At 66.5% G+C, this 13584-nt stretch carries 14 protein-coding genes; 8 read left to right on the top strand and 6 right to left on the bottom strand.

Annotation, left to right across the window (positions count from 1 at the left end; genetic code table 11):
- Positions 1-217: 217 nt before the first annotated feature.
- Together HKW67_RS15250 and HKW67_RS15245 are read right to left on the bottom strand one after the other, a co-directional pair.
- Positions 218-703, bottom strand: coding sequence for a hypothetical protein (locus HKW67_RS15250; RefSeq protein ID WP_171226206.1), 486 nt, complete (start codon positions 701-703; stop codon positions 218-220).
- A gap of 163 nt (positions 704-866) precedes the next feature.
- Positions 867-2549, bottom strand: a complete 1683-nt coding sequence (locus HKW67_RS15245) for a M28 family peptidase (RefSeq protein ID WP_171226205.1) — start codon at positions 2547-2549, stop codon at positions 867-869.
- A 206-nt stretch (positions 2550-2755) separates the two neighbouring features.
- Between HKW67_RS15245 and HKW67_RS15240 the strand changes: the two genes are divergently transcribed.
- A complete protein-coding gene (locus tag HKW67_RS15240; RefSeq protein WP_171226204.1) occupies positions 2756-3967 on the top strand; it encodes an ATP-binding protein in 1212 nt (403 codons plus the stop codon).
- The gene (locus tag HKW67_RS15235; RefSeq protein ID WP_171226203.1) at positions 3964-4338 is read left to right on the top strand and encodes a hypothetical protein; all 375 of its coding nucleotides are present in this window, start codon (positions 3964-3966) and stop codon (positions 4336-4338) included. Before HKW67_RS15240 ends, HKW67_RS15235 begins: the two co-directional genes overlap by 4 nt.
- Positions 4339-4374: 36 nt before the next feature.
- Here HKW67_RS15235 and HKW67_RS15230 read toward each other — a convergent pair whose 3' ends face one another.
- Positions 4375-6429: an Ig-like domain-containing protein gene (locus tag HKW67_RS15230; RefSeq protein WP_171226202.1), complete on the bottom strand. Its 2055-nt coding sequence runs from the start codon at positions 6427-6429 to the stop codon at positions 4375-4377.
- Positions 6430-6444: 15 nt separating this feature from the next.
- A complete protein-coding gene (locus HKW67_RS15225) occupies positions 6445-6939 on the bottom strand; it encodes a hypothetical protein (RefSeq protein ID WP_171226201.1) in 495 nt (164 codons plus the stop codon).
- Between the two features lie 53 nt (positions 6940-6992).
- On the opposite strand from HKW67_RS15225, the gene HKW67_RS15220 reads away from it, so the two are divergent.
- Positions 6993-7319 carry a hypothetical protein gene (locus tag HKW67_RS15220; RefSeq protein WP_171226200.1) on the top strand — a complete coding sequence of 109 codons (327 nt, stop codon included), beginning with the start codon at positions 6993-6995 and terminating at the stop codon, positions 7317-7319.
- Positions 7320-7378: 59 nt separating this feature from the next.
- On the opposite strand, the gene HKW67_RS15215 is transcribed toward HKW67_RS15220, so the two are convergent.
- Complete coding sequence (locus HKW67_RS15215) at positions 7379-8098, bottom strand: hypothetical protein (RefSeq protein WP_171226199.1); 720 nt, start codon at positions 8096-8098, stop codon at positions 7379-7381.
- 229 nt (positions 8099-8327) lie between these two features.
- Here HKW67_RS15215 and HKW67_RS15210 point away from each other — a divergent pair, with 229 nt between their 5' ends.
- Positions 8328-9023: a sugar transferase gene (locus tag HKW67_RS15210; protein WP_171226198.1), complete on the top strand. Its 696-nt coding sequence runs from the start codon at positions 8328-8330 to the stop codon at positions 9021-9023.
- 179 nt (positions 9024-9202) lie between these two features.
- Entirely contained in the window at positions 9203-10447 is a 1245-nt protein-coding gene (locus HKW67_RS15205; RefSeq protein ID WP_171226197.1) for a FecR family protein, read from the top strand.
- On the opposite strand, the gene HKW67_RS15200 is transcribed toward HKW67_RS15205, so the two are convergent.
- Positions 10389-11486, bottom strand: coding sequence for an AraC family transcriptional regulator (locus HKW67_RS15200; RefSeq protein WP_206044443.1), 1098 nt, complete (start codon positions 11484-11486; stop codon positions 10389-10391). The two genes, HKW67_RS15205 and HKW67_RS15200, sit on opposite strands and share 59 nt — an antisense overlap.
- Positions 11487-11701: 215 nt before the next feature.
- Here HKW67_RS15200 and HKW67_RS15195 point away from each other — a divergent pair, with 215 nt between their 5' ends.
- The 3 genes from HKW67_RS15195 to HKW67_RS15185 are packed head-to-tail and all read left to right on the top strand — an operon-like array spanning position 11702 to position 13549.
- Positions 11702-12484: a DUF2306 domain-containing protein gene (locus HKW67_RS15195; RefSeq protein WP_171226195.1), complete on the top strand. Its 783-nt coding sequence runs from the start codon at positions 11702-11704 to the stop codon at positions 12482-12484.
- Positions 12485-12512: 28 nt separating this feature from the next.
- Entirely contained in the window at positions 12513-12869 is a 357-nt protein-coding gene (locus HKW67_RS15190; RefSeq protein WP_171226194.1) for a cupin domain-containing protein, read from the top strand.
- Between the two features lie 32 nt (positions 12870-12901).
- Entirely contained in the window at positions 12902-13549 is a 648-nt protein-coding gene (locus tag HKW67_RS15185; RefSeq protein WP_171226193.1) for a hypothetical protein, read from the top strand.
- Positions 13550-13584: the final 35 nt, after the last annotated feature.

Genomic DNA, 13584 nt, shown 5'->3' with positions numbered 1-13584 from the left:
TTGCTCGGTTCAGTAACTACGCGGCGGCGACTACAAATGTGCACCACGGTCGCAATGCTGTCGAATCCGCAACCGAGGCGCAACATCTGACGAGGCGCACGATGGCACCACGTGGCTCAGGCCGCTATTGACCGTTCCATAGGGTGCTGATTCCTCTCCAAGCCATTACCAGATTTGAGCGTGCGTCCAGATCCTGTATTGCTCTCCTACGCGCGCGCTACTCATCCTTCTGCATTAAGCGCCCCACCTCCACCCACCGAAACCGCACCGTAACATCCCCTCCCTGCACCGCCACAATTCCCGCCGGTCGCGCCGGTACGCGCAGTTCCCGCATCAGCGGTAACCCCGCCGTCACCGCAGCCAACCGCAGCACCACCGCCGAATCCGCCGGCGCCTCGATCACCGCCGTGAACCCTGAATCCGGCGGCGCGGTAAACGGAATCGATAGCGCATCGGGTACACGCCGATACCGCGCGCTGTCCAATGCGATCCCGTCAATCGCGATCGCCCGCAAGTACGCCGCGCCGTTCACGCGATACGCCAACGTGACACTCGGCGCCGTGAACCGCAGTGTGAGTCTCCGGCGGTCGCCCACGACGGAGTCGGCCACGACCGCGACCTCCGGGCCCTCGGCGATCGTACGCGCCACGCCGCGCAAGGCAAGCGCCCGCGTCGTGCTCATCGCCGACTGAATCCACTGCATGGTCGAATCGGCTTGGGCTTGAGCGGGCAGCCTACGTGCGGACGCCCCGAGTGTCGCAAGCGCGAACGATCCCTCTCGCATCGCCGCCGACGGCGCGACAAGCCACGCGCTATCAGCGTCCACCGACGTCACGAACGCGAGGTTCTCTGTAGTGGGCCGCGCGTCATCGCGACGCACTGTCATCGCTCCCGCCGCAACGAGTGCCAGTGACGCCGCCGCAATAAGCCCAGCCGATCGCCAGCGACGCTCTGCCCCAAGCGACTCGAGTTGCGGCGCCAACAACCACGCCAGCAGCGGCACGAGCACGCCGACACCAATGCCGCCTGGTCCTGCCAGCGGCAGTGTGTAGCCGGCAACCATGATGCACACCGGCACCAGGAACGATGCCGCGATCGCCGTGGCTACCCAACGTGCGGCAGTCGCACCCACGCTGTCGCGCATCACCATCTCGACCACACCGGCAAGCGCGACCGCGAGCGCGGGCCACGCGAACAGATAGCTCGCCAACGGGCAGCTTCACGGCGGTGAAGCACGCGATCCCGACCCACACGACCAGCGCACCTACGTGCAACGCGTCGCGAGTCGCCCAGCGTCGCGCCAACGCCCACGCGCCGGCAGCAATGGCCAGCGCGAGCATCGCCAACGCCAACGCATATGCGCCGCTCCACGACGGTTGACCGTCCCAAGTGGTCGCGGTGTGCACCTTCTCGATCGTAGTTGCGAGCTGCGACGAAGCCAATCCACCGAGCGCCGTCGCAACGAGCATCGCCACCGCGCCGAGCAACATCCCGCGCGCCCACTTCTTGTCGCTGCGCGCCGTGAACACCGCCAGCCCGATCACCGCCGCCGCAACCACCAGCGCGATCGGCACACTGTACGATTCGGGATACGCCAGAACGCCAACGAACGGACTGTTAAATAAGATCGCGTCGCTGGTGACGGGGCGGGGGAGTGGTCCGCTACCGAACGTCTTCGTGAGCGCGAGGAGTTGCGTGCCGTGATGCTGCAAACTCCCCGCGTCGAGGTGCGCGACGTCATCGTGGAACGTGTGATAGCGCTCCACACCGTCCACGAAGGCGAAGTTGAGCGCGGGCGTGCCGAGCAGCGAGAGCTCGGAGAGATCGGTGTCGTTGGGAAGCGAGCGGTAGATGGTCACGCTCAGCGAGCTCGCGGTCACGTCGTTGAGCGTGGCCAGCACGCGCGCCACATCGAGGTTGCCGGCGCCGGTCTCGAACATCAGCGAACGTCCCGTGGTACCGCGCGCTTCGAAGTTCATGGTCAATGCCACGTCGCGCGCCCACGGATGTTCGCGCACGAATGCGGCGGCGCCGAGCAGGCCGGATTCTTCGGCGTCGGTGAAGAGCGCGGTCACGTCATGTTCGAGCGGCGCGCCGGCCCGCAGCGCACGCAGTGTCTCGAGCAGCGCGGCCGATCCGGATCCGTCGTCGCCGGCGGCAGGGGCCGCACCCACGCCGTCGTAGTGCGCGGCAATGAGCACGGCCTTTCCGCCGGCCACACGTCCCCGTACGCGCACCACGATGTTCTTCACATGTCCGGCCGCGGGATACCGCGTGCCCACGCCCGTCGCTTCCTGCACCTGTGGCTCGAGACCCAGCGTGCGCAGCTCGGCCATGATGTACTCACGCACCCTGGCGTGGTCGGCGCTCCCGCTCGGATGCGGACGCTCGGCGATCGCGCGCACGTGGCGCAGGGCGCGGCTACTCGAGAACTCCCCTGCCGGTGCCGTCTCGGGGAGCGGTGCCGGCGTGAGCCCCGACCGCACGATGAGCGCGCCCACGAGCAGTACGAGCGCGGCGAGGGTGCGGAGGGGAGCGGAGCGGGTCATGCGGGTCCGGAGGGGGCGTGGCGGCCTGATGTACCTACGTTGTTGATTCGCAATATGTTAGCACCACTATCCCGAGTTGGCCCAAGAGCCTTGTCCTAGCTTGCTACTAGTTTCTCCAAAATTAGTAGCAAGGAAATGCTCCGACCCACCCAGCAACGGCTTCGGCGCGCTAGATTTACTCAGTTAATTGAGTAGAATTACTCAATATGGTGAGCAAAACTACACCCTTTCAAAGACAAGCGGCAACTACCCTCGCCGACCGCCTTGCCGAGCCGCGCCGGTTCATTCAGGTCGTCGCCGGCCCTCGGCAAGTGGGCAAGACCACCATGGTCCAGCAGGTCACCGACGCTCTCACGGTGCCGGTGCGGAGCGCCAGCGCCGATGAGCCCACCCTCAAGGGCACCGACTGGATCGCCCAGCAGTGGGATGCCGCGCGGCTTTCCACCAACCGTACAAACGGCGCCGTGCTAGTCCTCGATGAGATCCAGAAGATCCCCGGATGGTCCGACACGGTGAAGCGCCTCTGGGACGAGGACACCCGCGCCAAGCGCCCACTCCACGTGGTGCTCCTCGGCTCGGCCCCGCTGCTCATCGCTCAAGGACTGGCCGACAGCCTCGCCGGCCGATTCGAAACGATCCCTCTGGCCCACTGGTCGTTCGCCGAAATGCACGACGCGTTCGGCTATTCGCTCGACGAGTACTTGTTCTACGGTGGCTATCCGGGCGCGGCGCCCTTGATTGGAGAGCCCACCCGCTGGGCGCGCTACGTGGCTGATAGCCTCATAGAAACGTCGATCTCGCGCGACGTGCTGCTGCTCACGCGCGTCGACAAGCCGGCCCTCCTCCGCCGTCTCTTCGAGCTCGCCTGCCGCTACTCGGGGCAGATTTTGAGCTACACCAAGATGCTGGGCCAACTCCAGGACGCCGGCAACACCACCACGCTCGCCCACTATCTCGACCTGCTGGCCGGTGCCGGCATGGTGCTCGGACTGCCCAAGTACGCCGGCGATGTGGCCAGAAGCCGCGGGTCGAGCCCCAAGTTACAAGTGCTGAACACCGCACTCATGACCGTGACCAGCGGCCTCACGCTTACTGAGGCGCGCGCCGACCGCGAGTTCTGGGGGCGACTAGTGGAGTCGGCCGTCGGTGCTCATCTCACCAATGCCGCCATGCGCGGCGAATGCACGGTGCACTACTGGCGCGAACGCAATCACGAAGTCGACTTCATCGTGCAGGCTGGTCGCACGCTCACTGCCATCGAGGTAAAGAGCGGACGCGCCCCGCTGGCGCACGCGGGGACGTCGTCCTTTGCCCAAGCCTTTCAGCCGACACGCATACTCATGGTGGGAGGCGATGGGATCGCCCTCGAGGAATTTTTGTTGAAGCCTGTGACGCATTGGATTGGCGCGCTGCCGTGACCGAACTCCGTCGCCTCGCGCTCTTCACCGCCGTCACTATCGCCGGCATCATCGGCACCGCGATCGGTGCGCTCCCGGGCGCGGCCTTCGGTGACATCGGGTTCATTGGTGGCGGCATTGCGGCGGGACTGCTCGCGGTGCTCGTGACCGTCAATCTGCTGGCCCGCACGCGCGTGGCACTCTCCGATCGTCGCCGCCACGTCACCAAAGGCGCCGTCATCGGCTATCTGCTGTTCGCGTTATTCGCGGTCGCAACAATGCCCACGATGATCGGGCCGATGATTGCCGTGCTCTTCATCGGTGCCGGCGCGGTGTTCGGCGACCATCTCGCCGCCGAGTCCGAGCGTGCGCTGCCAGCGGTAGACGATTGAGCTGACGGCGTCGAAATCGCCGCCGCCCCCCGTCGCCTATCGCACGTCCACCCGCGTACGCTGCGAACCCACCCCGTCGCTGCACACCACCGCCACGGCCGCCGCCGATGCGGCCGCGATGCGCAGCGATGCCGCCGGCGCTGAGCCGAGCACCGTACCGGTCGACGAATCGAGCACGAGAATGCCGCGCGCGGATGCATCGGCGCACGCCACGTTCACCATGCCGTTCCCTTCGCGCACGGCCTGCGTGGCACGCGCCACCGGTACCATGCCCGCCGCCGGCGATCGATCAATGCGCTGTGTCCCGGCAGGTCCGCGTACGACGATGGACACGAGCTGCGCTTCGAGCGCGGCATCGCTGGGCAGCACGACGGTGAAGGGACGTACGTCGGGCATGTGGGCGAGCACAAACGGCTCGAAGGTGTGCGCGAAGAGTACGCGGCCATCGGCATCGAGCCCCTCGACGCGATACGAGCCGGCGCGATCGGGCAGCGACGGCCTCGCGTCGAGTGCGAACGCCGGTTCGAGTCGGAGCTGGTGGCCATTGGTGATACTGCCCCGAACCACGAGCGTACGTCGTCTCGCGGCGCTGGGCACTGCGCGCACGCGCGGCAGGTCCACGGTGAGTGCCGACGCCGCGATCAGGCCGCGAAACGCGAGCACGGCGCGATAGGTGTATGCGCTCGACCACACCGGAAAGCAGTATCCCATGGCGTCGCCCGCGCTCTTGTCGACCGTTGGCGCACTCGTGGCCAGACCATTCGCCCACGCGAACACGTCATGCCCCGATTGCTCGAGCGTACCGGTCGCTAACGGATAGGTCAGATCGAGCGGCGAGCCCGCGCCGCCGCACGGCGCGTGTGCCCGACCAAAGGTGTGCCCGATCTCGTGGGCGACGAGGTCGCGCGCCTGCGTGGGGCGGGTGAACCAGTTGATCTGCACACCCACCGACGTGCGCGTGCCGGGGCCGGTGTTCGCGGTGGTCGGCGGGATGTACGAGAACCCACCGAGCGTCGTGTTGTTGAATCCCGCCGGCGGTACGACCACGCCGTACCAGTTGGCCGTGGACTCGACGGGATCGACGACGCGCGCCAGATCGAGCTCGGCGAGCACCTGCTGCCAGAAAGGCGCTGCACCACCTGACGGCGTGATCCCGAAACTCGCGGCCGTGGTCAGTGGCGTGCCCACGCGTGCATTCACCACGCCCAGCGGATGGATGCTCAACAGCGAACGCAGGTACTGCGGCAGCACGGCCGTGTTGACGGCGCCAGTGGCGTTGCCGTGGGCCGAGAGCACAATGGGCACAAATCGGATGTTGAGCGGCGGTACGGTGACCGTCGCCAGGGTCGCGGCTCCGGCGCGCGGGAAGGCGTCGTTCGCCACCGAATCGTCGGGCGCGGCTCCCTTGGGATCACGGAGCACCTGCCATCGGAGTCCACTGCGCAGCACAGCGGCCGGCACGAGAAACTGTACGCTCGGCGCCTCGAACGACGGCGCCGTGCCGAGCGCCCCGACGCTGAGCGCGGTATCACTGCGTACGAGCGCGCCGCTCGCATCGAGCAGCCGGAGTACGATCTGCATCGGCCTGGTCACTGCGGTCGACGCGCGCACGAGCACGTTGACGACGGCAGCGTTCCCGGCGAGCACCATCGGCAGGCTGCCGTCGGCGACTTGCACGCCTTGGGTGAACTGCGCATCAACGATCGCGAAGTCGGCGATCGCGGGCGCGAGCGGCACGGTCAGCGTGGCAGTGCCTTGCTTCCCCTGACTCGCGCCAGTGATCGTCGTCTGCCCGGGCGCGAGCGCGCTGATCGTGCCGCTCGGCGAAATGGTAGCGACCGACGGTGATGACGACGACCAGGTCACCGCACCGACACCGATCGCGCGGTTGTTTTGATCGAGCCCGGACGCCGTGGCCTGACTGGACTGGTTCACCTGCAGCGTTGCGGAGCTCAACGCAACGGTGAGTGTCGTGAGCACGGCCGTGGGCTCGGTGACGGTACCGTCCTTGCCGCCTCCGCTGCAGGACACGCTGGCAATGAGTGCGAGCCACAACAGAAGGGCACGACGACGAGCGGGGCGTATCGACATTGTATTCACTCTCGTTTACGGTAGCGTGATCCGCGCACCCAACAGCGGCTTCGGTGTCTCCGGCGCCGGTGCCGGTGCCCCCGCCGCATCGAACACTTTCACGGTCTCGAACGCCGTCAGCGAATCGCCCTTGACGGTGATCTGCATCGTGAGCTCCAGGCGACCCGCATACCGATGCGTGGTGCGGTCGGCGGTGACTTCCACCCACTTGGCTTCGAAGCGGTCGCCGCGGACAGCCCAGATACCTTTGCCGTCGCTGTCGCTCGTGCGCGGGTCGCCGGCGTCCGGATTGGCTTGCTGCATCGTGCCGTCGGCGTTGAACACGTACAGGTGGTACGGGAACGGCGCGTTGGGGTCCTGCACGAGCCACGTGCCCACGATCGGGTGCGCACGAGGTACGTCGCCCGACGTACCTACGGGCGCGTCTTCTCTCTCTCGCTCGCAGCCGGACGCGCTCAGCGCGGTGCCGGCCAGCAGCAGGAGCGCGAAGAGATTGCGAGATGCGCGCATGACATGTCGATTGTAGGAAGCGGAAGGAAACGGACTGACGTCGAGGTGAAATTATGCGTGCACTGCTGCTCGGTATGCTACTGGCCACGGGAGTGATGATCTATCGCCCATGGCAATACACGTGGGCCTTTGGCCAAGACGCGGGTGCCGCGCGCTCGGCCGACTGGAAGGACAAGCCGTGCTCGAAAGCACTGGCGGCCTCCCTCTACGATGCCGATGCCGATGCCAGTTCGAGAGTCGCCGGCAGGAAGGACAATCAGTTCTTCATTCCCGGATCGCCAGGGCATATGCACTACGTGTACGGTTTCCGCTCGCAGAATGCCTGCGAAGAGGCACGGACTGCGATGGGCACGGCGCAGTGGGATCAATCAAAACCGTAACGCGCCGTTGGGTCGGATTCGCCACGACGCAATAACACGCGTATCTCGGCGGCGCTCCGCTACTTGGCGATGCCCGCGGGGAGTTCGAACAGCTTCGGGTCGTTCGGCGTGAACGTGACGCTGTTGATCGTGAGCACGACGTCGCCTTGCGCGGTGCCCTGGATCTGCACGGTCGCCATCAGCTTGCCGTCGAATGCTTTGTAGTCGCGGTAGATGTTCGTGAGCAGCCCGTCGGGCCACTTCACGCGCTGTCCTCGACGCAGCCCGGTCGCGACCTCAAAGAAGTCGTAGCGTTCGTGGCCGCCCTTCGTCGTGATGGCCACCTTGTAGCACGACACTCCGTCGAAGACCTCCTGCGCGACGACGGCCACGTTCGTGAATCGCGACGGATCGAGGAAGGCGGCGCGGACCGCATTGGCTTCCGCCCCGTCGATCGCTTCTGCGCCGCCGACTCGACTGACCGAGCCATCGGGCTGCGCGCGCCACATCGTAGTGCCGTCGCTCCCCTGCTCGACACGCCCCACGCCGAGGTCGATGATCATGCGCACCTTGTTCGGGGCGCTGTTGTAGCGATTGTAGCTCCCCGTAATGTTGGCGAACGTGATGTTGGCCGTGCCCTGCTCCGCACGATGCGTCACCTTTGCCCACGCGTCGCGTCCTCCAACGGCCGTCGCGTAGTTGTCGTACACCTGTTGCACGGATGGCAGCTGCGCGTCGGCGCGCGTGTGCGCGGCGAGCAGGAGCGCGGCGAGGGCGGCCACGTGACGGACGGGAAACATGAAGGGCTCCAGGAAGGGTGAGTGCGCATGGATAGCTTCACTGCTTAGCCGATGGCTACCCTGGTCACACCAGTTTTGTTGCGCGTTCGGGACACACCAAGCATTGATCGGCGCGCGACGGCGGGGGAGACTGCATGCGTACGCTCGCGTGTACTTCGACGTAGCGGGCTCGCCTGACATCGTCGCTTCGTGGCTGATGCCGGAATCCACAAGCGCCAGGAGGAATGCAATGTCGCGCATCCGAAAGACATGGTTCGAGAAGGACGTGGCCGCGCGCGAAGTCGGGGTCAACCCGGCTCTCCTGCGAGCGGTGAACGTGGTCGCGGCAGGAGGCCTGATGGTGCTCTCACTGCCGGTGCTGCTCGTGGCCATGCTGGCGGTGCGTCTCACGTCGCAGGGGCCGGTGATCTATCGGCAGGTGCGCGTGGGCATGGACCGGCGTAGCTGCGGTGACTATCCGGAGTGCCGTCGCAGCGACGACATCGGTGGCCGTCCGTTCACGATCTACAAGCTGCGCTCGATGGTGGCGAACGCGGAGCAGGGCACCGGTGCCGTCTGGGCGACCGCGAACGATCCGCGCATCACACCCGTGGGCAAGATCCTGCGCTCGTCGCGCATCGACGAGCTGCCGCAGCTGTGGAACGTGCTCCGCGGGGACATGAACCTCGTCGGTCCACGTCCCGAGCGGCCGAGCATCGTGCGACTGCTCAAGGACGAAGTGCACGGCTATACCCTGCGTCATCGCGCCCGCCCCGGCATCACGGGCCTGGCGCAAGTGTCGCAAGCCTATGACAGCAACGTGGACGACGTGCGTCGCAAGCTGAGCTACGACCTCACGTACCTCCAACAGCGCAGATTGCGCACCGACATGCACATTCTCGCGCGAACGGTACCGGTCATTCTCAAGCGGTTCGGGGCGAACTGAGCGTAGCGAGCTGCGCTTGAGGACCCGCGGGTGGCGATCACCACCCGCGCGTCGGGCAAAGCCTTACTTCGCGGCTATCCAGTCGGTGGCATCTTGGCTGCATCGGGTGAGGCGGCCAATGCGTCGTCGCTCTCCCCACTGAGCTCGAGAACGTCCACCACGCCTTGGAGGATGAGTTCATGTCCGACCTATCGAACGTTGCGGCGCCGCCGAGTACCTCGCCGATGTCTGCCGCCGACGAACTCGAGCTGACGCGGGTGTATCGCGAGCGATACCCCGACCTGGTCGCCGAAGCGAAGGATGCGCTGGGTAGCGAGCTTGAGCACTACAGCGGCAAGATTGCGCAGCAGGGGATGCTCGACGCGTGGCCGCACCGCACCGAGTACACGGTGCCAGGGGCCTTCGACGGCGCGCTGCACGATGCCATACGCGCCGCCGCGGCGATACAGCGGCAAAAGCACGCTGCACTGCATCAGCGCGGTGGTGCCCGCGTACCGCACGTGGCGCCACTCAGCACCAACGACGCGGTGGCGAAGCTGGTTGCGGTGTTGCACGAGGCGCCGGTCGATCACGACGCGGCGGTTCGTGCGTCGCGCGAGGCGAGCAAGCATCACGCGGCCGAGCACGTGCAGCATGTCGGGCGGACCCGTTCGTGGAAGGGGCCGGCGATTGCCGTGGTCGTAATCGCCGTCGCCATCGTTGGCGGTAGCACGCTGCTCTCGGGCGCCGGCGAAGAGATCGCCGTGAAGAAGGCGATCGCGGCCGAGGATGCGCGTACGCTGTCGGCGGCGCGTGGACAGCGTGGCAACGTGGATCTGGCCGACGGCACGAAGGCGCGCATCGGGTCGGACTCGCGGCTTCGCATGCCACGCGCCTTCGGCACCACGATGCGCACGGCCGAAGTGGACGGCACCGTGTCGTTCACCGTAGCCCCTGGACAGCCGCTGCCCTTCACGATTCTGGCCGGTAACGCGATCGTGACCGCGACGGGCACACGCTTTACGGTGCGTGCCTTCCCCGAGGAGCAGGCGGTGGTGGTGGGTGTTGAAGAAGGCAGCGTGTCGGTGCGCGTGAAGGACGGCGGTGACCCGACGGACGTCGCGGCGGGTCAGGCGGTGCGCGTCACACCCGATGGCGCGGTGACGGTACTCGACGCCGTCGCGAGCGATGTCGCGCTGGCCTGGGTGCGCGACTCGCTCGTGTTCACCGACACCCCGGCGCGCGTGGTGCTCAACGAGCTCTCACGCTGGTTCTCCCTGAGCGCCACGCTGGCCGACAGTGCACTCGGCGCACGCCCGGTCACGTTGCGCTTGGGGATGGAGTCGTCGGGAAGCGCGACGGCCGCGTTCGCGAAAGCGGCGGGACTTACGATCGGCTTCGATAAGCAGGAGAAGGTGGTGCTGTCGGCCGCACCGCAGCGCTAGGACGCTCGCCCGTCCATCGTTTGAAGGCTCGAGAGAAGGCGGCGGGATCGGAGAAGCCAACCAGCGCGGCGGCTTCACTCACGGTCACGCCGCCGCTCTGTAGTCGCTCCAGGGCCACCGACCGACGCAGTTCGTCGAGCGTGGTCTCGAAGGTGACGCCTTCGGTTTTGAGTTTGCGGTGCAACGTGCGTCGGCTCATCGCGAGCGCACTCGCTACGCGTTCGACGCCCAAATCGGCGCTCGCCAACCGCGGCCGCAACACGAGCTCGACCCGCCCGCGCACCGTGCGCTGCGCGTCGATGGCCTGTAATCGTGCGTCGGCTTCGGCGGCGAGGATCCGCGCCACGTGCGCTGGCGCTGGTGTGAGGGGCGTATTGAGGAATGTCGCGTCGAGCAGGAGCGCGTTGCGCGTACTGCCAAAGACCATCGGAACCCGGAACACGTTGCGATAGGCGTCGCCGTGCGCCGGGGCAGCGTGCGTCACATGCACGGCACGCAACACGCTGCGACCAGCGGCGCGAGCGGTGCCGCGGGCAATGCGCGCGAACACCAGCTCGGTGATCTCGGGCCACGTGTCGTGTGGTCGCAGATCGATGAACCATGCGCCGGCTGCGCTGACATCGATGCGAAAGCGGTCGCCGGCGCCGAGGGTGGGGAAATCAATGCCCAGTCGCGCGTAGCGATTTACCTGTTGTAGCGCGCCGAGCACGGTGGTGGCCGACTGCCCGAGTGGTGAGGCGAGCGAGACCTGCTCGCAGGGCACGTAGTCGCCGCAGTGGAGCGCGAAGGCGGGATCGTGTGACTGCGCCGCGCCGGTTCGCAATACGGCGATCAGCGCGTCCATCGGTAAGCGGGCATCATCGACGGCAAGATCGGCTTCGTGCACGCCCGCTGCGCCCAGTAGCGCGCCGCGATCCACACCGCGTGTGACCGCGTACGTCACGACCCCGCGCACGTATGTCGCGGAGACCGTCACCTGTGTGGCGAGGTCCACCGAAATGGTGGCCCCGCGAGTCACGTCGTTGTCCCCAGCGATCATCACCACGCTCCGCGCGAATTCGTACGACTGGTGGAGAGCCACCGCAGGACACCCTAGGACATCCTAGGACACGCTCCCCGCTACCCACGCACCCGATGCCCAGTACGGTCGATACCACTCCCGTCGCCCCTCTCTCAGAACGGATGCACCCCGCCCCGGGATTCACCAGCCGAGCGACGGCCGGCCGATCTCATCCCGGTCGCCCGAGTCAACGCATGCTGGCCCTCGCCGTACGCGCGTGGTGCGGCACCGCGCTCGCCGGCCAGTTCATCTTTGCGCTGTATATCACGATGGTCTACGGTGGCGCGGTGGTGTCGGGCGACCACGCGCGATGGAACACGATCATGCGGGCCGCCTACGTGCCTGGACAGACACTCGGCAACGCCGCCATCGCGGCACACGTGCTGCTGGCCGTGCTCATCATTGCAGGCGGTGCCCTGCAGCTCATGCCCGCAGTGCGACGACGCGTGCCGGCGCTTCACCGCTGGGTCGGGCGCGGTTACATGGTGTCGGTGCTGTTCACGAGTTTGGTGGGCCTCTATATGGTGTGGATTCGCAAAGGCGGCGCTGGCAGTATGTCACAGCACATCGCGATCTCTCTGAATGCCGTGATCCTCTGCACCTGTGCGGTCATGGCCTGGCGCGCGGCCCGTACGCGCGACTTCGCGACGCACCGGCAATGGGCGCTGCGCACGTTCCTCGCGGCCGGTGGCGTGTACTTCTTCCGGCTCGGCGTTTTCCTGTGGCTCGCCGCATGGCGTCGACCGGTGGGCTTCGACGCGAAAACCTTCAGCGGACCGTTTCTCACCACGCTGGCCTTCGCGGTGTACGTGGTGGTGCCGCTGAGCGTGCTGCAACTGTACTTCGAGGCGCAGCGCAGTCGTACCGACGTACTGCCCCGCGCCACGGCAGTCGGCCTCTTTGCGCTGACGCTCGTGACAGCCGCTGGCATCGCGAGTGTAACGATGATATTCTGGCTGCCGAACATGTCGCGATGATCGCTTGCACACATCCGCCACCCGACTCATGCCACCCGTCAATCTCGCAGAAAAGCTCGCCACGTTCGACGAACACTGGCAGCCGCGCGTCATCGGCACCTTCAACCACCATGATCTCATGGTCGTGAAGGTGAAGGGCGAATTCGTGTGGCATTCGCATGCCCACACTGATGATTTCTTTCTGGTGCTCAAGGGTCGCATCACGATCCGGATGCACGACGGGGACGGCGACGTGACGCTTGGAGCGGGAGAGCTGTTTGTCGTGCCCCGTGGCGTGGAGCACTGCCCGTACGCTGAGGAGGAGGCGCATTTATTGCTGATCGAGACGGCCGGTACGCCCAATACCGGCGATGTGGCCACCGCCGCACCGCGCCGCACGATCTGACCGGCTCACTCCCTCTCTTCGCCGACTGCTTCATGATCCGTCGTGCTCGCCTCCTGTCCCTCGCCACGCCGATCGCGCTGGCGCTCACCCTTGCCCTGCGTCCACTGGCGGCGCAAACGGCCCCGTTGCCAACGACATCGGCCTGGCGCGGTGTGGCGCGCGTGGGGCTCGAGTACGGCGGCGAGAAAGTCGTGCAATTCCGCTACGAAGACGGCACCACACCGACCGTAACGGCCGGTGGTGGGTTGTTGCTCACGGTAGGCGGCGTGTATCGCGCGTGGAGCCAGGGCGGTCACGCCGTGGAACTGCAGGGACAGGGCGGCATCAAATGGCGCACGATTCCCGCCGCCACCAACCAGGACGCCAACTGGCTGCGCTTCCCGGTGGAGGGGCTCGTGTTCTATCGCGCGCCGGCCGGCGTTCGGCTGGGTGCCGGCGCGACAGTGCATCTGCATAACGTGCTCAAGGCGAGCGGCGAGGTGCTCGACAGTCGCCTCGAGTTCGCGAACGATGCGGGTCTGTTGGTGCAGGCGGAGTATGTGCGCGGCGACTTCGCCTTTGACCTGCGCGTGACGAGTCTCACCTATCGCACCGCCGACGCACCTATGAGTGAGGTTGGCGCATCGAGCGTAGGCGTGGGTGCGAGTTGGTTCTTTCCGGGCACGCGACAGGGCCGCTGAGGTCGATCGGCTCGATCGTCACGGTGGGGTGATTC

The sequence above is a fragment of the Gemmatimonas groenlandica genome (genome assembly GCF_013004105.1).
In the GTDB taxonomy this organism is placed as follows: Bacteria; Gemmatimonadota; Gemmatimonadetes; order Gemmatimonadales; family Gemmatimonadaceae; genus Gemmatimonas; species Gemmatimonas groenlandica.
This window is presented reverse-complemented; position numbering and strand designations above follow the sequence as displayed.